Here is a 23,692-nt window from a genome sequence, read left to right on the forward strand (position 1 = left end):
CTGGCAGCCGGGATCAACCTGCCTTTTGGGCCAGCGGCAGGACCGCGTTCAGTCCCTGTTCAAACTTGTCGAACATGTCGTTGATCTGGTCTTCGGTGATGATCAGCGGCGGACACAGGGCCACATTGTCCCCGGCCACGGCGCGGGCGATCAGACCGGCGTCCTGCATGGCCTTGACGGCGTTCGCAGCCAGACCCAGCGACGGGTCAAAGGATTGCCGTGTGGCCTTGTCCGCGACCAGTTCCACCGCCCCGACCAGACCGCAAACGCGGACCTCGCCGACCAGCGGATGATCGGCCAGCGCTTGAAAGCGTTTTTCGAACAGCGGGGCAATGGCCTGTACATGTTCAACCATGTTCCGCTCTTCCATCAATTCAAGGGTGCGCAGCGCCACAGCCGCCGGAACCGGGTGACCGGAATAGGTGTATCCGTGGGCAAAGGCACCATGTTTTTCGCTCTGTTTGACCATGCCCCGGAAAATGTCTTCCGATACCAGAACGGCGGCAATGGGCAGATAGGCGCTGGACAGGGCCTTGGCACAGCTCAGGATATCCGGCTGAATTCCCAGGGTTTCCGATCCCCACATGTTACCGGTCCGGCCAAACCCGCAGATCACCTCGTCGGCGACCATCAGGACATCGTATTTTTTCAGGACGGCCTGAATTTTCTGGAAATATCCCTTGGGCGGCACAATCACCCCGCCGGCCCCCATGACCGGTTCGGCGATAAAGGCGGCAACCGTGTCCGGGCCTTCCCGCAGGATCAGTTCTTCCAGTTCCGTTGCCATGCGGGTGGCGAAATCCTCTTCGCTTTCGCCGTCCTTGCCAAAGCGGTAATAATGCGGGCAACTGGTATGCAGGATATTCTGGATGGGCAGGTCGAAATCATTATGCAGCGGCGGCAGGCCGGTCATGCTGGCAGCGGCCACGGTGACCCCGTGATAGGCCTTCTGGCGGCTGATGATCTTCTTCTTTTTCGGCAGGCCCCGTGAATTGTTGTAATACCAGACCAGCTTGACCACGGTGTCGTTGGCTTCGGACCCGGAATTGGCAAAGAACACCTTGGACAGGTTGCCGGGGGCAATTTCCAGCAGTTTTTCCGCAAGCAGAATGCCCGGTTCCGTCGATTTGCTGGCAAAGGAATGGTAATAGGGCAGCTTGTGCATCTGCCGGATGGCCGCATCAATCAGTTCCTGTTCCCCGAACCCGAACGATGTGCACCACAGACCGGCAAGGCCTTCGATATATTCCTTGCCGTTGTCGTCATATACATAAATGCCCTTGCCTGTCTCGATGATCAGCGGTCCCTCTTTTTCGTGGGCGGACAGGTTGGTATAGGAATGAATAAGGCTTTTTACATCCCGGCTGGCCAGTGAATTCCCCTGGCTGAGAGTTGGACTATTCATGCGGACGCTCCCTTTTACGTTACTGGAACCATGTTGTTTTAAGGCAGGCTAGCCCTCTTCAAACAGAGCGTCAATTTATGTTCCTGTTGCCCGGATAAATTGTTCATGTCTTAATTACGGAAAATTGAACAGGGGGACTGGAATGGCAAATTTTTGGGTATCCGGGGCCGATGGGTTGCCGATACATGTTTATGAATGGTTGCCGGACGGGGATATTCGGGCGGTGGTGCATATGGCCCACGGCATGGCCGAGCATGGCGGACGCTATGCCCGCTTTGCGGATTTCCTGAACCGGGCGGGTGTGGCGGTCTATGCCAATGATCACCGGGGGCATGGCCTCAGCATTCCAGCGGGCGAGGTGCCGGGCCACATGGCGGACAGCAATGGCTGGGACAAGGCGGTTGAGGATCTCTATCTGGTGAACCGGGAAATCGCCTCCCGTCATCCGGGGCTGCCGATCATCCTGACGGGGCACTCCATGGGGTCTTTCATGACGCAGGATTACATGGGGCAATATGGGGATAGCATTGCCGCGGCGGCCTTGTCCGCAACCAACGGGCCGCCGGGAACGCTGGGGAAGCTGGCGCAGCTTGTCTCGCGGGTCGAGAAACTTCGGAACGGCAAGGAAGGGCACAGCACCCTTCTGGCCAACATGTCCTTCAAGGCCTTCAACAAGGCGTTCGCTCCCAACCGAACAGAGTTTGACTGGCTCAGCCGTGACGAAGCCGAGGTGGACAAATATGTGGCCGATCCCCTGTGCGGTTTTGAATGCAGCATCGCCACCTGGATCGGGCTTCTGGATGCCATGGTGCGCATTGCCGGGGATGCGGCCCTGTCCGGTATGAACAAGCATATGCCGGTCTATGTCTTTGCCGGGGATCAGGATCCGGTTGGCGAGAATAGCAAGGGCATCGAACGGCTGCTGGCTGCCTATGACCGGCATGGTTTTTCGCGGGTCAGCCACAGATTTTATCCCGGTGGCCGTCATGAAATCCTGAACGAGACCAACCGGGATCAGGTCATGGCCGATTATCTGGACTGGCTGGAAGGGGTGCTGGCGGGCGACTGAACCAGCGGCACACCCAGATAAACGCCGAATTCCTCTCCGATATCACAGGAGACGCGGGCATGGACCCGGCCTTGCCGGTCCAGAAACCGCTGGCTGTCTGATGCGGGGAAGATTCCCTCGTGCCAGATATTCGGGTGGATATACAGGCCCCGACTGCCATCACACCAGAAGGCAATCACCTTGTCCGGCGTCAGGTCATCGCCGGGCAGGGCGACCGGCACCACGAAGGGTTGCTTGTCCAGTGGGAAGAAAAGCTGGCCGCCATCGGGATGGTAATTCATATGCCATAACAGAACCTGTTCCCGCGGGCCGGACGGGGTTTCCGTGCGGGCGATTTGCGGGTCCTGGCTCCAGCCAAGGACATAATGACCCGCAACGGCCTCGTTCCGGCCCATCAGGATATCGCCGTCCCATGTGCCGTGGAAAACCCCCTCGACCCAGCCGCCTTCATCGCCGCTGTCCGTATCCACCGGGCGCCAGCCTTGGGCGGGCCAGCGGACAATCTCGATCTGGAAATCATCCGGGTTGTCTACAAGGCAGCCATATCCCTTGACGCTGTCATCCGTCGCCACCACCAGCGGGACGGAATGCACCGGGCGGGTGGGCTTGTCTTTTGCCTCGAAAATATAGGTGGGGGCTGTGTTCATGATACCTATCCTTGTCTGACGCTGCTGGACGGACTATCCGCTTGATCTCATTTGCAATCAAATTAATAATATTGTGAAATTTATAGAATTGGATTTATGGAATGACCTATGCGCAGTTTCGGGCGTTTTATGCCGTGGCGATGGAGCGGAGCTTTCAAAAGGCGGCGGATCGGCTGGGCCTGACACAACCGGCCGTGTCCATTCAGGTCCGCAATCTGGAGCGGGAAACGCGCCGCCTCCTGTTTCGCCGCAGTGGTCATGACGTGGCCCTGACCGACGAGGGCAAGGAGTTGTTTCGCCTGACCCGTTCCCTGTTCGACGCCGAGGCCCAGTGTCGGGATTTCCTGACGCCGGACAGTGAAAAGGCACCGCAGGTTCTGCATCTTGGGGCGGATGGCCCACATGTGGCGCTGGATGTGCTGGCCCGTTTTCGGGAACGGTGCCCCGATGTGCAGGTGCGTGTCACCCTCGCCAACGCGGACCAGACATGGCGGAACCTGACCGACCTTCGGGTGGATGCGGCGGTTATGGCCAATGCGGAACCGGCGGCCCATGTGGTGACGCGTCCCATTTGCCGGCAAAGCCTTGTTGCACTGGTGCCGCGGGCAATGGCCTTTCAGGTCGACGGGCCGGTGACATTGCAGGCCCTTGCAGAATTGCCACTTGTCTTTCGCGAGGCCGGATCAAATACCCAGCAGTTGCTGGAAAAGGCGCTTGCCCGCAATGGGGTGTCCGTCACCCCGGCGCTGATCATGGGCAGCCGCGAAGGCGTGCGCGAAGCCGTGGTCCGGGGGCTTGGGGTCGGGTTCCTGTTTGATCGGGAAGTCAGCGACGATCCCCGCCATGTTCAGTATCCCGTCCTCGGGATGGAGGACAGCAATACGGACATGTTGCTGGTCCTGAAGGATCAGCGTCACAATCCCCTGATCCGGGAATTGCTGGACTGTGCCTGAGGCCATTCTGACGGGTCGGACACGGCGATGTCTTCCGCTGTCGCCGTCGCCGCTGTCGCCGGGGCCGGGGCAGCCCGCCGCACCCTGTCGCGGGCTTTCAGCATTTTCGAGGTCATGCGCGATCCGTCCTCACTCCATCCCGGCGGGCCAAAAACATACAGAAAGGCCGCCTTCAGGCTTTTTGCCGCCATCAGGTCCCGGACAATCCCGGCCCATTCGTGAAAGGCGATGATCAGCGGGTTGAAGCTGGCCAGTTGCCGGACAATGCCATAGCGGCAGGGCTCGTTCCTGTCCTCGGGCACGAAGGTGCCGAACAGGCGGTCCCAGATGATCAGGATACCGGCATAATTGGCATCCAGATACCGGGGGTTGGTGGCATGATGGACCCGGTGATGGGACGGGGTGTTGAAAATGGCCTCGACCGGTTTCCACATCCGGTCGATAACTTCCGTGTGAATCCAGAACTGGTACACAAGGCTGATCCCTTTCTGAAAGGCAATCAGCGGGGTCGGGAACCCGATCAGCGACAACAGAAGCCACGGGGTCCATGACCCGGCAAGGCCGCCCGTCCATGTTTGCCGCAGGGCCGTGGACAGGTTGTAATATTGCGATGAATGATGGTTCACATGGGCCGCCCACCACAGGCGATGCTCATGGCTTAACCGGTGAAACCAGTAATAGCAAAAATCCTCGGCGAAAAAAATCAGCAGAAAAGCATACCATTCATACCCGATGTCAAACAGGCGGTGCTCATACACCCAGCTCGACACCCCATAAATGACGCCGAAATTGATGAAGTCCTTGGAAAAATTCCCAAGCCCCATCAGCAGTGATGCGGCACTGTCTCGCATTTCATAGTTGGATTTTCGCGGCCGGAACTTCCCGATGATAACCTCGATCAGGATCAGCAGCACAAAGGCGGGAATGGCAAGGGTGACCGGGTCCGGCAGGGTCATGTGGTCTGCCCTTTTAAAATAGGGCTCAGCCAGCCGGGCAACGGTTGGCCTTCGCGCAGGGACAGGGTGGTTGCCGGATGTCCCATGTCCTGACGGGCAATGACAATCCGGTTCGGCTGGGGTTGGATTTCACCATTGCTCAGGACCTGCATGACCAGCGTGTTGCCAAAACTGCGGATCAGGCGGATCGGGGCCGGATCATCAAGGCGGACAAGGGCGGCACGGTGATCCTCGGACAGCAGGATATCCAGAACGGGAACATTGATTTCCTCATGGGCCAGAAAATCCCGGACGGTGGCCTCATCAATCCGGGCCTGCCGGGACCCGGTCATCAGGCGGATGAAAGTCACCATCAGGATAACGGCGATGGTGGCTCCGGTGACCAGTGCGAGGGGGTCCAGTCCCATCCTTGTTCTTTCCTCCCGTGCGAAAGATATTCCTTATATTCTTGTATAGTTCAGGGCTTTTGCCAAGGGCAAGATTGTATTTGCCCGCGGGGCGAAAAGTTTACGTAACGTCTTCAATATGTTGGCGAAAAAATGGTGGATTTGCCACAGATTGCTTTACCGGAATGGGCAGTTTTCGTATCCTGCGAGGGAATGGGAATTCTTTAATAAAAACGTCTAATGTAAAACAGGGAAGAAAATATGTTGGGTCTTGTTCAGGATCGTCCTCTGCTGATCTCTTCACTTATTGAATATGCGTCTCTCTATCACGGCGATGTCGAGATTGTGTCTCGTTCTGTCGAGGGGCCTATTCACCGCACCAACTATCGCGAGGTGAATCAGCGGGCCAAGAAACTGGCTCAGGCACTGGGCCGTCTTGGTGTCCAACCGGGGGAGCGGATCGGCACCCTGGCCTGGAACGGCTATCGGCATGTGGAAATCTATTTCGGTGTGTCCGGGATGGGCTGTGTGTGTCATACCATCAACCCGCGCCTGTTCCCGGAACAGATCGCCTATATCGTCAACCATGCGGAAGACAGCTATATTTTGGTCGACCTGACCTTTGTCCCGCTGGTCGAGGCGCTGGCCGATCATCTGCCCAATGTGAAAGGCTTCATCGTCATGACGGACGAGGCCCACATGCCGGACAGCAAGCTGGACCGCCTGATCTGCTATGAAACCCTGATCGGGGCCGAAGACGGCGATTATGCGTGGCCGGACTTTGATGAAAATACCGCTTCCAGCCTGTGCTACACCTCGGGCACCACAGGGAACCCGAAGGGCGTTCTCTATTCCAACCGGTCTACCGTCCTGCACAGTTTCTGCGTTTGTACCAATGATGGTCTTGGCGTTTGCAATCAGGACAGCATTCTGCCGGTTGTTCCCATGTTCCATGCCAACGCGTGGGGGATCCCCTATGCGGCGGCCATGTCCGGCGCGAAAATGGTCATGCCGGGGGCGGCCATGGATGGGCAGTCCATCTATGAACTGATGGAGGCCGAAGGCGTTACCCTGTCCGCCGGTGTGCCGACCGTCTGGTTGATGCTGCTGGGCTATGTGAAGGAAAAGGGCCTGAAATTCTCCACCATGACCCGCACCGTGATCGGGGGGTCTGCTGCGCCGCGTTCCATGATCGAAGCCTTTGTGAATGACTACGGGGTCAATGTGGTTCATGCATGGGGCATGACGGAAATGAGCCCGCTTGGCACCACCGGCAACCTGCTCAAGAAGCATCAGGACCTGTCCGAGGCCGAGAAAATCGATATCCGCCTGAAACAGGGCCGGGCCGTTTATGGTGTCGATCTCAAGATTGTTGATGATGAAGGCACGGAACTGCCGCGGGATGGCAAGGCGTTCGGCCGTCTTCTGGTGCGCGGTCCGTGGATCACCAGTGGCTATTTCAAGGGTGAAGGCGGTCAGGTCATTGACGAGGATATGTGGTTTGATACCGGCGATGTGGCGACCCTTGATCCGGATGGCTATATGCAGATCACCGATCGTTCCAAGGATGTGATCAAGTCCGGCGGGGAATGGATTTCCTCCATCGATGTGGAAAACGAGGCGGTTGGCTGCCCCGGCATTGTCGAGGCGGCGGTGATTGCCGTTCCCCATCCGAAGTGGGACGAACGCCCGCTGGTCATCGCGGTCAAGGAGCCGGGCCATTCGGTCACCCGCGAGGATGTGATCCATCATCTGGAAAAAACGCTGGCCAAGTGGCAATTGCCCGATGATGTGGTGTTTGTCGATGAATTGCCGCACACCGCAACCGGCAAGCTGCTCAAGACCAAGCTTCGTGATGAATACCAGAATTACAAGCTGCCAACCGCCTGATCGGGCGTTGGTTTCTGAACGCGGAAAAGGCCGGGCATGTCTCCGGCCTTTTCTATTTTATCCCCGGCTGTGCCCGGCGGGCGGGCCCAAAAAAAAGCCCCGCCGTTTGACGGGCGGGGCTGACAGTTGCGGCTTGGTTCGATGTTAAACGCACCCGCTTCAGAAAACTGTTATTTCTTGCCGATGGATATCTTCTTGGCGCTGGACGGCAGTTCCTGGAGTTTTGGCAGTTTGATTTCCAGAACGCCATCCTTGAAGCTGGCCTTGATATCCGCCGGTTTTACATCCCCCGGAAGTTGGAAGGACCGCTGGAACGAGCCGTACATCCGTTCGGAAAAGTAATAGGACTTGTCCTTGTCCTTCTCTTCGCGCTCGGAATGTTTTTCGCCCTTGATGGTCAGCAGCCTGTTGTCGAGGCTGATGTCAATATCCTCTTCTTTCACGCCGGGAAGTTCGATCTTGATTTCGTAGTCCGTATCCGTGGCACCGGCTTCCGCTTCGGGGGAGAAGAAATCCTGTACCCGGCTCCCCAAAGTCCGGAAGGGCTGGAATACATCCGTCCACCAATCGGCCTGACGACGTGCTGGTGTGGGTGAGACCATTTTCATTCCCTCCATCTCTGGATTTTATATCCGCTCAGGATTGGGATATTAGGAAGTTCGAATTTTCATGTCTTGACAAGAGTCAAGTTTCGGCTGTTCCGGGGCAAATTTTCACAAAAAGGCAAAGACCGGACCCAAACGGGCCCAAACGGAACAAAATGGAATAAAACGTGGAAAAAAGGGGTAAAAACGCGCTTTTTTATAGTTTTAGAACGATCGCTCTTGATCTCGGTCCGCAAACAGGCTTGGATGGCATATCAGGGAAATAAAGGATAGGAAAATGACACCCATGAACAAGCAGTATCGTCTGGCGGCCCGTCCCGTCGGGACCCCGAAAGACAGCGACTGGTCCTTTACCACGGAAGAAATCCCCACCGCCGCCGAGGGCGAGGTGGTGGTGCGCGTTCACTATGTCTCTCTGGACCCGGCCATGCGAGGCTGGATGAACGATGCCAAATCCTATATCCCGCCGGTGGGGCTGGGCGAGGTCATGCGCGCCGGTACCGTCGGCGAGGTGATCGCCAGTAAAAATCCTGCCTTTGCGGTGGGGGATCATGTCACCGGGTATCACGGGGTGCAGCAATATGGCGTGTCTGACGGCCGCGATCTGGTCAAGGTGGACCCCAAACTGGCACCGCTGGAAAGCTATCTTGGCGGGCTGGGGATGCCGGGCCTGACCGCCTATTTCGGGCTGACCGATGTGGGCGCGGTCAAGGAAGGGGATACGGTTCTGGTCTCCGGGGCGGCCGGGGCCGTTGGGTCCATGGTCGGGCAGATCGCCCGGATCAAGGGGGCCCGTGCGGTGGGGATCGCCGGCGGTGCGGACAAGTGCCGCTATGTCACCGAGGAACTGGGCTTTGATGCCTGCGTGGATTACAAGGCGGACAGTTTCCCGCAGGACCTGAAAGCGCCGTTGAAATCCGGGGTGGATGTGTATTTCGATAATGTGGGCGGGGATATCCTTGATATCGCGCTGGCCCGCCTGAACCGCCATGCCCGCGTGGTGATTTGCGGCGCCATTTCGCAGTATAACAACACCACACCGGTGCAGGGGCCAGCGAATTACCTGAACCTGCTGGTCCAGCATGCCCGCATGGAAGGCTTTGTGGTGTTCGATTATGTCCGCCAGTATGAGGAAGGCACCCGTCAGCTTGCCACATGGTATGCGGAAGGCAAACTGAAGCTGAAAGAGCATGTGGATACGGGCATCGAGAATTTCCCGGCCACCTTCCTGAAACTGTTCAGCGGCGGGAATTTTGGCAAGCTGGTCCTGAAAGTTTCCGAAGACTGACCGGAATTGGAAAGGCGGCGGCCTGCGGTTCCGCCGCCTGTCTGATAAGGAAAACCTGAAAATCTCTTTAAGCCGGTGTGCCTCCTGTGCTATGTCACACCGGCTTATTTTATCGAGAGCCGTACAGGCCTCATCTCAGGCCCGGATCAGGACATTTCATGAGTATGTTAGAGGACCGTGTCGCCAACCGGCGCACATTCGCCATTATCGCCCACCCGGACGCGGGTAAGACAACGCTGACTGAAAAGCTGTTGCTGTTCGGGGGTGCCATCCAGCTTGCCGGTGCGGTGAAAACCCGCGGTGAACAGCGGCGCGCCCGATCCGACTGGATGAAAGTGGAGCGGGAGCGGGGCATTTCCGTGGCGTCCTCGGTCATGACGTTCGATTACAAGGGCCGGACCTTCAACCTGCTGGACACCCCGGGCCACGAGGACTTCAGTGAGGATACCTACCGCACCCTGACCGCCGTGGACAGCGCCGTCATGGTGCTGGACGGTGCCAAGGGTATCGAGACCCAGACCCGCAAATTGTTCGAGGTCTGCCGCCTTCGCGACATGCCCATCGCCACCTTTATCAACAAGTTCGACCGCGAGGCGCTGGACCCGTTCGAGCTGCTGGACGATATCGAGCAGACACTGGCGCTGGACGTGGTGCCGGCAAGCTGGCCCATCGGCATGGGGCGGAATTTCCTGGGGTGCTATGACCTGTTCCGCGACCAGTTGGTGCTGGTCAGCAAGGACAAGAACAACCATCTGGATGAAGGCATCGTCTGTCAGGGCGTGGAAGACCCGAAGATTGACGAATTACTGCCGGAAAGCTATGCGGCCAAGCTGCGCGAGGATGTGGAGATGATCCGCGAACTGTGCCCGGCCTTTGACCTTCAGGCGTTTCTGGATGGCACCATGACGCCGGTCTATTTCGGTAGTGCGGTCAACAATTTCGGCGTGGAAACCCTGCTGGAAGGGCTGACCACCATGGCACCGCCGCCCCGCTCCGCCCCGTCTGCAACGCGGGAAATCCTGCCGAACGAAACCAAGGTCGCCGGCTTCATTTTCAAGATCCAGGCCAATATGGACCCCAAACACCGGGACCGTATTGCCTTCATGCGTCTTGTATCCGGCCATTTCAAACGCGGTGCAAAACTGAAGCATGTGCGCTCTGCCAAGACTATCAATGTGCATAACCCGGTGCTGTTTCTGGCACAGGACCGGGAACTGGCCGAGGAAGCATGGCCCGGCGATATCATCGGTATCCCCAACCACGGCAACCTGCGGATCGGGGATGCTCTGACGGAAGGTGAGGATATCCGCTTTACCGGTATCCCGAGCTTTGCGCCGGAACTGCTTCAGAAGGTGCGGCCCATCGATCCGATGCGGGCCAAGCATCTGGGCCGGGCCCTGATCCAGATCGCCGAGGAGGGCGCCGCCCGGACCTTCAAGACCCGCATGGGGTCGGACTGGGTCGTGGGTGTCGTCGGGGCCCTGCAATTCGAGGTGCTGGCCGATCGCATTCGGACGGAATATGATATTCCGGTGAATTTCGAACAGACAGAGCTGTATACGGCCCGCTGGGTCGAGGCCGACGATCATAACGATCTGAAAAAATTCGTGGATGCCAATCAGGCGTCACTGGCGGAGGATCATGATGACTCCCCGGTGTTCCTTGCCCGAAACTCGTGGCATCTGGAGCGGGCTGAAAAGGATTGGCCTGCGATTCGATTTTTGAAGACAAAAGAACAACTCGCCTGAGGAGGATGTAATGCCATCATTTGATATCGTTTCCAAAACCGACTTGAACGAAGTTGAAAACGCCCTGAACAATGTGCGGCGGGAAGTTGAAACCCGCTATGACTTCAAGGGCAGCAACTGCTCCATCGAGCGGGCGGACAATGTGCTGACCATTTTCGCCGATGATGACCTGAAACTGCGCCAGATGCATGAACTTCTGCAGGGCCACCTGACCCGCCGGGGCGTGGATGCAGGCGTTCTGGATTACAAGAACCCGGAACGGGCCGCCGGACAGAGTGTCCGCCAGCAGGTTGTTGTCCGGGAAGGGATCGAGAAGGAACTGGCCAAGAAGCTGGTCAAGGACATCAAGGGGTCCAAGATCAAGGTTCAGGTCGCCATTCAGGGCGACGAGTTGCGGGTGACCGGCAAAAAGCGGGATGACCTTCAGGAGGTGATTGCCTTCTGCAAGGAACTGAAGACCGACATGCCGCTTCAGTATGTCAACTTCCGGGACTGACGGTGCGGGCCTGACCAGCCCATAAAAAAAGGCGGCGCCGGGCTGTAACCCCGATGCGCCGCCCCTGTTTTCAGGCGCGGGGACGTGAGAGCCCCCGTCTGCCAGGTAAATCCTCAGGCGAGAGAATAGGTATCGTGAACCTCAATCTGGCCATCGCAGGATACCTCGCCATTTTCCACCATCATGATGATATGGGAATAGACCGACCGGGCCGCCGCCGGGTGCAGGTATTCCGGCACATCCGTATACATCTTGCGAACCATGGACGGAATGTCCATCGGACCGGATTGCAGGCATGTCCTGATCTGGTTCATGCGGTCATGACGATGGGCAATCAGGCCCTGCACAAAGGCGTGGGGGTCCTCGATGGCCGGGCCGTGGGTGGGCCAGTATTTCCGGTGCGGGTAATCCAGCAGCTTTTCAAGGCTGGCAATATAATCCTTCATGTCCCCGTCAGGAGGCGACACGATGGAGGTGGACCACCCCATGACATGATCCCCGGAAAACAGGGTGTTTTCCTCGATCAGTTCAAAGCAGATGTGGTTTGACAGGTGACCGGGGGTATGAATGGCCCGAACGCTCCATCCGTCGCCCTCAATCACGTCACGGTCGCGGATTTCAACGTCGGGGACAAAGGCCATGTCGCCGCCTTCCTCTGCCTTCATGCCGGGCTTGCCGCTGCCATGGGGGCCATATCCATAGGTCTTTGCGCCGGTCCGCTCTTTCAGTGGGGCGGCCCCCGGTGAATGGTCGTTATGGGTGTGGGTGATCAGGATGTGGGTGATGGTCTCGCCTTCGGTCGCCCGCAGGATCGCCTCTGTATGGGCTGCATCAATCGGGCCGGGGTCGATGACCGCCACATTGCCGCGGCCAAGGATATAGGTTCCCGTCCCGTGAAGGGTGAAGGCGCTGGGATTTTCCGCCACAACCCGCCGGATCAGGGGGCTGAGGGTGCTGGTCGTACCGTATTCGAATTCCAGCTCTTTGGAAAAGGGAATGGAGACTGACATGGCGTTTCACTTCCTGTTGTTTTTTCCTGAATCCTAGCGCAAAAGCGCTGCGCTGCAACAAGAAACTCGATCAAGGCCTTCCCAGGGGCGGAAAGGGCCGAAAAGTCCGCGCGCGAGTGAAAGTTTTGTAATATTCGTGCTAATAATTTATGTTAACGTAATTTTATTTCCGGTTGAATGAGATTTTGTTAAAGAAATCGGCCAGTAAATAAAATAAGTCAATTGATTTAAAACGCCAATTGTATGAAGTATAAATTTTTTACGAAAATTTTTTGCCTGAATAAATAAAATAAATATTTAAAATAATATTTAAAAACAGATGAATGAATTGATTTATACATTTACGTTTTGAATATAGTCTATATTAGTACTTTTATTCCGCGACTGCGAAATTATTCTGTTCGAAAATACACATTCGATTTTGTTGACTGTGCAAGTAAAGGCTGCCTATACTTTCGCATTGCCACATATGTCCGAAATCCAATGTGGCAAGAAGAATAAACAAGAACCATCGGACAATTATTGGGAGGCCGTTCTGTTTGAGTTTTTGCAGTTGGTCATAGGCGGCGTTTCGATCGGATGCATTTACGCTCTGGTCGCGCTTGGCTTCGTATTGATCTACAAAGCGACGGAAGTCGTGAACTTTGCCCAGGGTGATCTGATGATGCTCGGGGCTTTTCTTGCATTTACATTCATTACCATTCTTGGATGGAATTACTGGTTGGGCGCGCTGGCGGCCATCGTCTGTATGTTTGTCATCGGCAATCTTATGGACCGGGCGATCCTGCGGCCGGTTCTGGGACAGCCACAATTCTCCATCATCATGATCACCATTGGTGTTGGCTACATCGCCCGCAGCGCGGCGGGCATGATGCCGGGATGGGGCAATGAGACCTATGCGATTTCCACACCGTTTTCCAGTCAGGGCATGCGCCTGATCCCGGAAAGCATGGGGCAACTGGTCGTGTCGCAGACGGACCTGTCGGTGATTGTGGCGACCCTGCTGTTCTGCGCCGGGCTGTTTGCGTTCTTCAAATATACCCGGCTCGGGGTTGCCATGCAGGCGTCCTCGCAGAACCAGCTGGCATCCTATTATATGGGTATTCCGGTCAAGGCCGTGTTCTCCATGATCTGGGGGATCAGTGCGGCGGTGGCCGCCGCGGCGGGCATTCTGCTGGCCCCGACCACCCTGATTGACACCAATATGGGCTTCATCGGACTGAAGGCCTTCCCGGCCGCGGTTCTGGGGGGATTCGGGTCCATTCCGGGGGCGGTTGTCGGCGGTGTCATCATTGGCATCATCGAGACACTGGCGGGCTTCTATCTGCCGCCGGGCTTCAAGAATGTGGCTGCCTATCTGGTGCTGTTGCTTGTGCTGGTTGTCCGGCCGCAGGGTCTGTTTGGTGAGAAGACGGGTAAGAGGGTGTAATCATGCGGTTTCTGTTTAAGACGGATTATGACCAGGACATCCGGCTCGCCAAGCATTCCGGCTATTACTGGTCTTATGGGGCCCTTCTTGTGTTGATCACGGCGGTTCCCTTTGTTCTCGACTCCTATTATGTGGGGCAGTTGACCCAACTCTATATCATGGCCATTGCCGGGGTGGGGTTGATGCTGCTGTCCGGCTATACGGGGCTTGTCAGCCTTGGCCATGCGGCCTTTTTCGGGATCGGCGCCTACACAGAGGCTGTGCTGACCGCAGGGGTGACCCTGCCGTTCATGAGCGAGCCTGTGGTGTTCCCCTTTGTGCTGTCCTTCCCGCTTGCGGCTATTTTCGCGGCCATTGCCGGGGTGATTATCGGGGTTCCGGCGCTGCGCCTGATGGGGATCTATCTGGCCATGGCGACCTTTGCCTTCGCCATTGTGGTTGAGGAAATCTTCTCGCGCTGGGAAAGCGTGACCAACGGCTATACGGGCCTGTTGGTGGAATCCCTCTATATCGGGGACATGGAACTGACTGACGGGAGGCCGTTCTACTTCCTCAGCCTCGGTATGTTGATCATGGTGATCCTGTTCTCGCTCAACCTGCTGCGTTCGCCGACGGGGCGGGCCATGATGGCGGTCCGGGATTCGGAAATTTCCGCCCAGAGCATGGGGGTCAATCTGGCCAAGGTCAAAACCACCGCCTTTGGCATCAGCGCCGGGATCACCGGTCTGGCCGGTGCCCTGTTTGCCCACAAGCTGGGCTTCCTGTCGCCGGAAAGTTTCACCGTTCTGCAGTCGCTTGAACTGCTGGTCCTGGTGATTGTCGGTGGGCTTGGCTCTCTGCACGGGGCCATCTTCGGGGCCATGTTTGTTCTGGCCTTGCCGCAGGCACTGGCGATCATGAAGGATTATCTGCCGCTCTATATCGCCGAGCAACCGGGGTTGGAGCCGCTGATTTTCGGCATGATCCTTGTCTTCTTCATCATCTTTGAACCGCTCGGTATTTATGGCCGCTGGCTGAAAGTGAAACTCTATTTCCAGATGTTCCCGCTTTACAAGAAAGCCACCTTTAAACGCCAGAAATCCTACATGAAGTCGGAGAGATTGAGATGACCCTGTTTGCTGCTGAAAACCTGGCCATCAACTTTGGCGGTGTGAAGGCCGTTGATGGCGTGACCTTCGATATTCAGGAAGGCGAATGCTTTACCATTATCGGCCCCAACGGGGCCGGCAAGACCACCATCTTCAACCTGATCAGCCGGATTTATGATTCCACTGAAGGGCGGATGATGTTCTGCGGGGAGGATATCACCACCGTCCCGCCGCACGAGATTGCGGGTCGCGGGATTGCACGAACCTTCCAGAATATCGAGCTTTTCGAACATGCCAGTGTGCTCCAGAACCTGCTGGTGGGGCGGCATTGTCACAAGACCACCAGCCTGTGGTCCGAGGCCTTGTTCCTGCCGTCCGTTCGCAAGGCGGAACTGGCGCACCGCGAGAAGGTGGAGGAGGTGATCGACTTCCTCGACCTGCAGCATTACCGGGACAGCATGATCATGAACCTGCCCTACGGGGTGCGGAAGGTGGTCGAACTGGGCCGGGCCCTGTGTACGGAACCCAAGCTGATCCTGCTGGATGAGCCGTCTTCCGGCCTCAATGTGGAGGAAACGCAGGACATGTCCTTCTGGATTGAGGATATCAAGAAGGATCTGGGCATTACGGTGCTGATGGTGGAGCACGATATGGGACTGGTGTCCGAGGTGTCCGACCGGGTACTGGTGCTCAATTACGGGCGGATGCTGTCCTATGGCACCCCGCAGGAAGTGCAGAACGATCCGGAAGTGATCAAGGCGTATCTGGGGGGCTGACATGAGCGATGCAATCTTGAAAGTTCGAAATATCGAAACCTATTACGGGCCCATCGTGGCAATCCGGGGGGTGTCGCTGGATGTGCAGGAAGGCAGTATCGTGACGGTGCTGGGGGCCAATGGCGCGGGCAAGACCACGATCCTGAAAACCATCAGCGGCGTCATGGACCCCCAGAAGGGCAGCGTGATTTTCGATGGTCAGGAAATCCAGAAGCAGGACCCGGACTGGGTCATGCGTCAGGGTCTCAGCCATGTGCCGGAAGGCCGCGAGGTTTTTCCCTTCCTCAGTGTTTACGACAACCTGATGATGGGGGCCTATACCCGCAAGGACCGGGACGAGATCGCCCGCGATGTGGAGTTGGTGAATTCCTATTTCCCCATCCTGAAAGAGCGGTCCGACCAGCCTGCCGGCCAGCTTTCCGGCGGCGAGCAGCAGATGCTGGCCATCAGCCGGGCGCTCATGGCGCGGCCCAAGGTGATGCTGCTGGACGAGCCGAGCCTTGGCCTCAGCCCCCGGTTGGTGAAGGAAATCTTTGCCATCATCAAGCGCCTGAATGTGGAGCAGGGGATGACCATGCTGCTGGTCGAGCAGAACGCCAATATCGCCCTGCATACAGCCGATTTCGGCTATGTGCTGGAGGTGGGCCGGATCGTCATGGAGGATACCACGGCGAACCTGCTGGAAAAGGACGATATCAAGGAATTCTATCTGGGTATGCAGGATCATGGGGTCCGGGGAAAACGTCGCTGGAAAAAGCGGAAGACCTGGCGCTGATCGCTTGAATATCGGGAGCAAACAAATGAATGCAATCATGTATCCGCCGACGATCATTGACGGGTCGGACACCACGGCGAAACTGTTCTGGCAACGGGTTCAGGAACTGGGCGACAAGATCGCCATGCGCGAAAAGGAACTGGGCATCTGGTCCTCGATCACCTGGCGGGAATATGGCGACCGGGCGCGGGCTGCCGGGCTCGGGATGGTGTCGCTGGGGCTGAAACGGGGCGAAACCGTCTCCATTCTCAGTGACAATAACCCGGAATGGCTGTTCTGCGACATGGGCATCCTGGGGGTGGGCGGGGTCAGCAATGGCGTCTATACCACCGACAGTGCCAAACAGGTCGAATATCTCTGCAACGACTCGAAAACCGTTCTTTTCGTGGCCGAGAACGAGGAACAACTGGACAAGATCCTTGAGGTGCGGGACCGGGTGCCGACCCTCAAGAAGATCATTGTCCTGGATATGGAGGGGCTGCGCGATCTGGAAGATGACATGGTCATCAGTATCGACGACCTCTATGGTGCAGGGGAGGCATTCCACCGGGAAAATCCGTCTTTCTGGGAAGATGCGATTGCCCAGTCCCGGCCGGATGATCTGGCCATCCTGATCTATACATCGGGCACCACCGGACCGCCCAAGGGGGCGATGATTTCTCATCGCAACCTGATGTTCCAGATTTCCAACCTGACACCGATTGTGGGGTTCGGCCCGGACGATGAACAATTGTCCTTCCTGCCGCTCTGTCATATCGCGGAACGCTCCTTCACCGTGTTCCTGCCGCTGTTTGCGGGCTCCGTCGTCAACTATGTGGAGGGGCTGGATACGGTTCCCGAGAATATCCGCGAAGTCTCGCCGACCATTTTCTTCGCCGTGCCGCGGATCTGGGAGAAATTCTATTCCTCGATCATGCTGCAACTGAGCGATGCGACGGGCCTTCAGAAGCTGGCCTACAAGCTGGCGATCAAGACCGGCTATGAGGTGGCGGAATGCCGGTTGGCTGAAAAAGAGCCGTCCGCCCTTCTCAAGGCGCGGTTCTGGCTGGCCGATGCGCTGGTGCTGCGGAATATCAAGCGGCTACTGGGGTTGGACCGGGCCCATTATCTGGGTTCCGGCGCGGCACCGATCTCGCCGGACCTGATCAAGTGGTATCTGGCGCTTGGCCTCAACATGTATGAGGTTTACGGCCAGACCGAGAATGTGGGACTGGCGACCACCAACCTGCCCGGCAAGTTCAAGCTGGGAACGGTCGGGACCGTGGCCCCCAATACGGAGGTCAGCATTTCCGATGCGGGTGAAATCCTGCTGCGCGGTCCGCATGTGTTTCTCGGCTATCTGAACCAGCCTGAAAAGACGGCGGAAACCGTTGTGGATGGCTGGCTGCACACGGGCGATGTGGGCTATGTGGACAATGAAGGCTATGTGAAGATCACCGACCGGATGAAGGATATCATCATCACGGCGGGCGGTAAGAATATCACCCCGTCCGAGATCGAGAACCAGCTCAAGTTCAGCCCCTATGTGTCCGATGCGGTGGTAATCGGGGACAAGCGGAAATACCTGACCTGCCTGATCATGATCGATCATGAGAATGTGGAGAAATTCGCCCAGGACCGGGATGTCCCCTTCACCAACTTCCAGAGCCTGTGCCGGGCGCAGGAGGTGCAGGACCTGATCTGGGAGGAAGTGGAGAAGGTGAACAAGAATTTCGCACAGGTGGAAACCATCAAGCAGTTCCGCCTGATCGACGAAATCCTGACGGCGGAAGACGACGAACTGACGCCAACCATGAAGCTGAAGCGGTCCTTTGTGAACAAGAAATACAAGGAATTGATCGATACCATGTACTGAGTAAGGGGCGGGTATCGAGAGGAATGAACACGACCAAAAAGAAGGTTCAGGGAAAAAGAGTACCGGTACCGGTAATTTGCTTAAACAGGAGTGATGCAATGATAAAAAGAAGACAGTTTACCATGGGTCTGGTAGCGGGCGCAGCACTGGCGGCTGCCACGCTTGGAACGACCGCCGCACGGGCCGATCAGGGGGTCCATGATGACAAGATCGTTCTCGGGACACATACTCCGCTGTCCGGCTCGGTCGCGCTGTGGGGGATTCCGTCCTCCAACGGCATGCGCATGAAGATCGAGGAAGTGAACGAGGCAGGCGGCATCAATGGCCGCAAGATCGAACTGATCGTCGAGGATAACGCCTATCAGCAGAACAAGGCGGCGCAGGCCGGTGACAAACTGTTGCGCCGGGACAAGGTGTTCGCCCTGATCGGCGCGCTGGGCACCCCCATGAACATGGTGACCATGTCGCGGGCCCTGAAGATGAACGTCATGAACATCTTCCCGGTGACTGCGGCCAAGGAAATGTACGAGCCGTATCACCGACTGAAATTCTCCCTTTTCACCCCATATTACGACCAGATGCGGGCGGCCATCAGCCACTTCGTGGACAACGAGGGGATCAAGAAAATCGGCGTTCTCTATCAGGATGACGACTTCGGCAAGAACGTTCTGGAGGGCTGTGTTGATCAGGCCAAGGAACATGGCATCACGGATGTGGTGACCGTGAACTTCAAGCGTGGTGCCAAGGACTTCTCGTCCCAGGTGGCGAAATTGCGCTCCGAAGGGGCGGAACTGGTCTGTCTTGGCAGCATCATCGGCGAGACCATCGGTGCGGTCGCAACAGCCCGCAAGATCGGCTACAACCCGAAATTCCTGGTCAGCTCTGCCGGGTATGTACCGGAAAACGTAACGCTGGCAAAAGGCCTGACCGAAGGCATGTATGGCGCCAGCCAGACACCGATCCCCTACTATGATGATGCCACCCCGGAAGTGAAGGCATGGATGGACAAATACAAGGCCCGCTTTGAAAAGGATGCGGTTCTGCAGTCCATCGCCGGATATGAGGCAATGGAAGTGTTCCTGAAAGCGGTTGAACTGGCCGGTAAGGATGTGACCGCCGAGAAGGTGGCCATTGCGCTGGAAAGCATCAAGGATCACCCGTCCAACTTTGGCGGTGCCCCGGTCAGCTTCAGTGAAGATGACCATCTGGGTCCGGATGCCCGGAGCAGTGCAAAACTGTTCCAGGTTCAGGGTGACAAGTGGGTTTATGTAAAGGATCTGAAATACTGATCCCCCTTCCCACTGATGGAAAAGAGATACCCGGCCTCGCAGGCCGGGTATTTTTTTGCGTGCGGCCCGGTCCGCTTTTGGTGCGCGCAGGGGGAAGGGGAATAAAAAAGTTGTTTTTCCCGCCTTATAAAGGCCTGTTTTTTATTTAATATTTTTCAAATATGATAGAGTGTTTAGTTAAGGGAGTACCGTTTTAGATTATATCTAATATAATGGGAGGTAGAATATGATACGCAGGAAATTTGGTAAGTTGGGAGTTGCCGCGATTTCTGCATTGCTGCTGGCGTCGGGGGCGACGACAGGGGCAAAGGCCGCAGGTCAGGGCATTACAGATACCGAAATCATTCTCGGCACCCACCAGCCCCTGTCTGGTCCGGTGGCCCTTTGGGGCGTGCCGGTGACCAACGGGATGCGCATGGCGATCGAGGAAATCAACGAGGCCGGCGGCATCAACGGCCGCCAGATTACGTTGATTGTCGAGGATACGGCCTATCAGCAGAACAAGGCTGCACAGGCCGCCGACAAGCTGCTGAAAAAAGACAAGGTGTTCGCCATGGTCGGTCCCCTTGGCACCCCGCCCAACATGGTGGTGATGCCGCGGGCGCTGAAAATGGATGTGATGAACATCTTTCCGCTGACCGCGGCGCGGGAAATGTATGAACCCCTGCATCCCCTGAAATTCGCCTATTTCACCCCCTATACGGACCAGATGCGGGCCGCCGTGAAATATCTGGTGGAAAATGAAGGCGTGAAGAAGGTCGGTGTTTTGTATCAGGATGACGATTTCGGCAAGAACGTGCTGGACGGCTGCGTGGAGCAGGCGGCGGAAATGGGCCTGCCCGAAGTGGTGACCACCAACTTCAAGCGGGGCGCCAAGGACTTTTCCAGTCAGATTGCCCAACTGAGTGCAGCCGGGGTCGATCTTGTCTGCCTTGGGACCATCATCGGGGAAACCATCGGCAGCGTGGCGACGGCCCGCAAGATTGGTTATGACGCCAAGTTCCTTGTCAGTTCCGCAGGTTACGTGCCGGAGAATATCACACTGGCCAAAGGCCTGACCGAGGGTCTTTACGGCGCCGGGCAGACCCCGATTCCCTATTATGAGGACGCCACCCCGGAAGTGAAGGCATGGATGGACAAGTACAAGGCCCGGTTTGATCGGGATGCGGTTCTTCAATCCGTTGCCGGATATGAACTGATCCATACCTTTGCCATTGCCCTGAGAAATGCAGGCAAGGATCTGGACCCTTTCAAGGTCGGCGCCGCACTGGAGCAGATCAAGGATCGCGGGTCCATGTTTGGCGGCACAGAGGTCAGTTTCTCGAAGGATGACCATCTGGGGCCCGATGCCCGCAACAGCGCCAGCCTGTTCAAGGTGCAGGGCGATAAATGGATCAAGATTTCCAATATCAGTTATTGATCGATCCAGCCCCACTCCTTTGAAACAGTTTTAGGTCAAACAATACTTCAAGGGGTGTGAACACGGAAAGCCCGGCTGTCACGGCTGGGCTTTCTTTATGAATCTTTTTTAAATTTGTGAACCCTTTGGTAAGAATTTCCCGGCACTTTGTTTGATTGGGTAGGAAATAAAACATCTATAAGTAGTGCAGGGTAGGGTAATGTTCAAAAAGAAAGATAAGGTTTCTTCCGGTAAGGGCGCCGCGGGAAAGAGCGGCAGGACGCTTCGAATTCCCCTGATTTCCGGAATGATCGCAAAGATGGGCATCCGGTCCCGTCTGTATACGGCGTTTGGGGTTGTGGCCCTGTTGACGCTGATCAGCGGGTCCATCGGTGTGCTGGAATTTGTGAAGCTTGGAAGATCCATGAACAGTGTGACCGAGGACAGTTTCTCGGCCTTTACGCTGGCGCAGGAATTGTCGGCCAAGGCCCGGGAAGTGGCCCAGTCCGGCCCGCATATTGCAGCCGCCCGTGATCAGGCTGATCTGGACCGCCGCCTTAACAGTGCAAAAACCGATCTGGACAGCCTGAAGGCCATGGTGGAAGGCGCACAAGCGGAAAGTGAAAATGCCGAATCCCTGCAACTGGCGCTGGCCAATGTGCAGATGCTGGGCGCCACGCTGGACAAGCTGGCGGAAAATGTCAAAACCCGGAATGACGTCAGCGCCCTGATGGCCGCCGAGATGGAGGAGGTCGCAAGTCTGGACCGGGAACTGCAGGACCTGATTGACCCGGCCATCAAGAACCAGAACTCGAAATTCAACGTTACCTCCCAGCTCATGAATGTGGAAAGCGATATTTCCAAACTGCGCAAGGGCGTGCAGAAGCTGGTGTCCGAGGAGTTCCGCTTCATGCAGGAACTGATGGAATTCAAGGGGGATGTGAACGCACTGGTCGGGTCGCTGTACCGGACGCCGACACAGGAAAGTTTCAAGGATGTGGATGCCCGCTATTCCGAATTTGAACTGATCGGTACTAAAATCCAGCTTGTTGCCCTGCTGCGGGATTTCAATGAAAAGCCCAAGATCGAGGAGGCGGCCAACCGCCTGTATGCGGTCGGCGACAAGCAGAACAATATCTTTACCCTGCGGAAAAAGATTTTGGCGGCGGAAACCGGCATTGATACAGCCGCCAACGAGGCGACCATCATTGCGGTCGCACTGGAAAATGTGGTGGCCCGGTTTATTGATGCCACTGAAGAACAGTCCCGTACCGTGGTCGCCAAGACCAATGGGGATATTGAACAGGCAACCATGGTGCAGATCGTCATTGCCAGTTCCAGTGTCCTGATGGCGCTGTTGATTGCGTGGCTGTATGTGGGACGCAACCTGATGAGACGCCTTAACCGGTTCGTCGAGGATATGCGGTCCATCGCGGGCGGAAATCTGGAAACCGATGTCTTGGTCAAGGGGTCCGATGAAATCACGGAAATGGCAACGGCCCTGATCGGGTTCCGTGACAATGCCAAGGAGGCAGAGGTTGCCCGCGCCGAAGCGGAGATGGAACGCAAGCGCAGAGAGGAAGACAAGGCCCGCGCCGAAGCAGAGGCACAGGAAAACGAACGACGTGCGCAGGAAGAGAAGGAACGCCTTGCTGCGGAAGCAGAGGTACAGAAACGGGATGAAATGAACCGTCTGGCCGATGATTTCGAGGGCAGTGTGAAAAATCTGGTGGAAAGTTTCGCCGCTGCAACGGAACAGATGACCGCCACCTCGCAAAGCATGGCGGAAACCGCCCGCGAAACCTCAAGCCGGTCGGAAACGGTGGCCAATGCCTCGCAGGAGGCCAGTGCCAGCGTGAATTCTGTATCATCAGCCGCAGAGGAACTGTCGTCTTCCATTCAGGAAATCAGCCGTCAGGTCGGCACCGCCGCCGAAATTGCCGGTCAGGCCGTTTCGGAAGCGGAGCGGACAAATGGCATGGTGGTCAGCCTGAACGAAGCCGCCGCGAAAATCGGTGATGTGGTCAGCCTGATCAATGATATTGCGGGGCAAACCAACTTGTTGGCACTGAACGCCACCATCGAGGCCGCCCGCGCCGGTGAGGCCGGGAAAGGCTTTGCGGTGGTCGCCAGTGAGGTGAAGAACCTTGCCACCCAGACGGCCCGTGCCACCGAGGAAATTTCCAACCAGATCCGGTCGGTGCAGGAAGAGACAACCAGTGCCGTGGGCGCCATTGGCAGTATCAGCAGCACCATCGGACGGATCAACGAGATTGCCACGGGGATTGCCTCGGCGGTGGAAGAGCAGGGAGCGGCGACCAGTGAAATCAGTCGCAGTGTCCAGATGGCCGCGCAGGGAACCCAGTCGGTTTCCGAGAATATCGCCACGGTAAGCGAGGCGGCAGCGACAACCGGCCAATCCGCATCGGAGGTACAGAATGTGGCCACCGATCTTTCGCGGGAAGTGGGAAGTCTGGATCAGGAGGTCCAGCGTTTCCTGATGACCATTCGCGGATAACCGAGACGGTTTTATCGCTCAAACGGGGCCGCTGCCGACAGGGAGCGGCCCTTTTTCGTTTCAGGATTTGCCCTGTCCTGCCTTTCCTGTCCCGCCTTTCCAGTTCGGGC

20 protein-coding genes are annotated in these 23,692 nt (G+C 56.9%); 14 read left to right on the plus strand and 6 right to left on the minus strand.

All coding sequences use genetic code 11. The annotated features are described in order from the left end of the window. Positions 1-13 precede the first annotated feature (13 nt). Entirely contained in the window at positions 14-1,405 is a 1,392-nt protein-coding gene (locus FQB27_RS08235; RefSeq protein ID WP_169560429.1) for an aspartate aminotransferase family protein, read from the minus strand. A gap of 142 nt (positions 1,406-1,547) precedes the next feature. Here FQB27_RS08235 and FQB27_RS08240 point away from each other — a divergent pair, with 142 nt between their 5' ends. Continuing rightward, complete coding sequence (locus FQB27_RS08240; RefSeq protein ID WP_169560430.1) at positions 1,548-2,474, plus strand: alpha/beta hydrolase; 927 nt, start codon at positions 1,548-1,550, stop codon at positions 2,472-2,474. Here the strand turns inward: FQB27_RS08240 and FQB27_RS08245 are convergent. After that, positions 2,435-3,121 (minus strand): ureidoglycolate lyase, encoded by a 687-nt coding sequence (locus tag FQB27_RS08245; RefSeq protein WP_169560431.1) that lies wholly within the window; start codon positions 3,119-3,121, stop codon positions 2,435-2,437. The two genes, FQB27_RS08240 and FQB27_RS08245, sit on opposite strands and share 40 nt — an antisense overlap. Positions 3,122-3,222: 101 nt before the next feature. On the opposite strand from FQB27_RS08245, the gene FQB27_RS08250 reads away from it, so the two are divergent. Then, a complete protein-coding gene (locus FQB27_RS08250; protein ID WP_169560432.1) occupies positions 3,223-4,074 on the plus strand; it encodes a LysR family transcriptional regulator in 852 nt (283 codons plus the stop codon). Here the strand turns inward: FQB27_RS08250 and FQB27_RS08255 are convergent. Together FQB27_RS08255 and FQB27_RS08260 are read right to left on the minus strand one after the other, a co-directional pair. After that, positions 4,035-5,030, minus strand: coding sequence for a sterol desaturase family protein (locus tag FQB27_RS08255; RefSeq protein WP_169560433.1), 996 nt, complete (start codon positions 5,028-5,030; stop codon positions 4,035-4,037). The genes FQB27_RS08250 and FQB27_RS08255 overlap by 40 nt on opposite strands. Beyond that, positions 5,027-5,437 carry a hypothetical protein gene (locus FQB27_RS08260; RefSeq protein ID WP_169560434.1) on the minus strand — a complete coding sequence of 137 codons (411 nt, stop codon included), beginning with the start codon at positions 5,435-5,437 and terminating at the stop codon, positions 5,027-5,029. Before FQB27_RS08260 ends, FQB27_RS08255 begins: the two co-directional genes overlap by 4 nt. A 240-nt stretch (positions 5,438-5,677) precedes the next feature. Here FQB27_RS08260 and FQB27_RS08265 point away from each other — a divergent pair, with 240 nt between their 5' ends. Further along, on the plus strand, positions 5,678-7,306 hold the full coding sequence (locus FQB27_RS08265) for a 3-(methylthio)propionyl-CoA ligase (RefSeq protein ID WP_169560435.1): 1,629 nt from the start codon (positions 5,678-5,680) through the stop codon (positions 7,304-7,306). Positions 7,307-7,476: 170 nt separating this feature from the next. On the opposite strand, the gene FQB27_RS08270 is transcribed toward FQB27_RS08265, so the two are convergent. Beyond that, positions 7,477-7,914, minus strand: a complete 438-nt coding sequence (locus tag FQB27_RS08270) for an Hsp20/alpha crystallin family protein (protein ID WP_169560436.1) — start codon at positions 7,912-7,914, stop codon at positions 7,477-7,479. A gap of 274 nt (positions 7,915-8,188) precedes the next feature. Here FQB27_RS08270 and FQB27_RS08275 point away from each other — a divergent pair, with 274 nt between their 5' ends. The 3 genes from FQB27_RS08275 (at position 8,189) to FQB27_RS08285 (ending at position 11,443) form a co-directional block, all read left to right on the plus strand. Beyond that, positions 8,189-9,199, plus strand: coding sequence for an NADP-dependent oxidoreductase (locus FQB27_RS08275; RefSeq protein ID WP_169560437.1), 1,011 nt, complete (start codon positions 8,189-8,191; stop codon positions 9,197-9,199). Positions 9,200-9,357: 158 nt separating this feature from the next. Then, positions 9,358-10,947, plus strand: coding sequence for a peptide chain release factor 3 (locus FQB27_RS08280; protein ID WP_169560438.1), 1,590 nt, complete (start codon positions 9,358-9,360; stop codon positions 10,945-10,947). Positions 10,948-10,957: 10 nt separating this feature from the next. Beyond that, on the plus strand, positions 10,958-11,443 hold the full coding sequence (locus FQB27_RS08285; protein ID WP_169560439.1) for a YajQ family cyclic di-GMP-binding protein: 486 nt from the start codon (positions 10,958-10,960) through the stop codon (positions 11,441-11,443). A gap of 113 nt (positions 11,444-11,556) precedes the next feature. Here FQB27_RS08285 and FQB27_RS08290 read toward each other — a convergent pair whose 3' ends face one another. After that, positions 11,557-12,453 carry an MBL fold metallo-hydrolase gene (locus tag FQB27_RS08290; RefSeq protein WP_169560440.1) on the minus strand — a complete coding sequence of 299 codons (897 nt, stop codon included), beginning with the start codon at positions 12,451-12,453 and terminating at the stop codon, positions 11,557-11,559. Positions 12,454-12,988: 535 nt separating this feature from the next. On the opposite strand from FQB27_RS08290, the gene FQB27_RS08295 reads away from it, so the two are divergent. The 8 genes from FQB27_RS08295 to FQB27_RS08330 all read left to right on the plus strand — a co-directional run bounded on the left by FQB27_RS08295 (position 12,989) and on the right by FQB27_RS08330 (position 23,582). Beyond that, positions 12,989-13,882: an ABC transporter permease subunit gene (locus tag FQB27_RS08295; protein ID WP_169560907.1), complete on the plus strand. Its 894-nt coding sequence runs from the start codon at positions 12,989-12,991 to the stop codon at positions 13,880-13,882. A 2-nt stretch (positions 13,883-13,884) separates the two neighbouring features. Beyond that, positions 13,885-14,991, plus strand: coding sequence for a branched-chain amino acid ABC transporter permease (locus FQB27_RS08300; RefSeq protein WP_169560441.1), 1,107 nt, complete (start codon positions 13,885-13,887; stop codon positions 14,989-14,991). After that, entirely contained in the window at positions 14,988-15,746 is a 759-nt protein-coding gene (locus tag FQB27_RS08305) for an ABC transporter ATP-binding protein (protein ID WP_169560442.1), read from the plus strand. Before FQB27_RS08300 ends, FQB27_RS08305 begins: the two co-directional genes overlap by 4 nt. A 1-nt stretch (position 15,747) precedes the next feature. Beyond that, positions 15,748-16,521 (plus strand): ABC transporter ATP-binding protein, encoded by a 774-nt coding sequence (locus tag FQB27_RS08310; protein WP_169560443.1) that lies wholly within the window; start codon positions 15,748-15,750, stop codon positions 16,519-16,521. A 37-nt stretch (positions 16,522-16,558) separates the two neighbouring features. Beyond that, positions 16,559-18,376, plus strand: a complete 1,818-nt coding sequence (locus FQB27_RS08315; RefSeq protein WP_169560908.1) for an AMP-dependent synthetase/ligase — start codon at positions 16,559-16,561, stop codon at positions 18,374-18,376. Between the two features lie 98 nt (positions 18,377-18,474). Next, positions 18,475-19,665: an ABC transporter substrate-binding protein gene (locus FQB27_RS08320; protein ID WP_169560444.1), complete on the plus strand. Its 1,191-nt coding sequence runs from the start codon at positions 18,475-18,477 to the stop codon at positions 19,663-19,665. A gap of 226 nt (positions 19,666-19,891) precedes the next feature. Then, the gene (locus FQB27_RS08325) at positions 19,892-21,085 is read left to right on the plus strand and encodes an ABC transporter substrate-binding protein (RefSeq protein WP_169560445.1); all 1,194 of its coding nucleotides are present in this window, start codon (positions 19,892-19,894) and stop codon (positions 21,083-21,085) included. A 199-nt stretch (positions 21,086-21,284) separates the two neighbouring features. Next, on the plus strand, positions 21,285-23,582 hold the full coding sequence (locus FQB27_RS08330; RefSeq protein WP_169560446.1) for a methyl-accepting chemotaxis protein: 2,298 nt from the start codon (positions 21,285-21,287) through the stop codon (positions 23,580-23,582). Positions 23,583-23,692: the final 110 nt, after the last annotated feature.

This window comes from Sneathiella chinensis (genome assembly GCF_012720115.1).
GTDB classification, from domain to species: domain Bacteria; phylum Pseudomonadota; class Alphaproteobacteria; order Sneathiellales; family Sneathiellaceae; genus Sneathiella; species Sneathiella chinensis.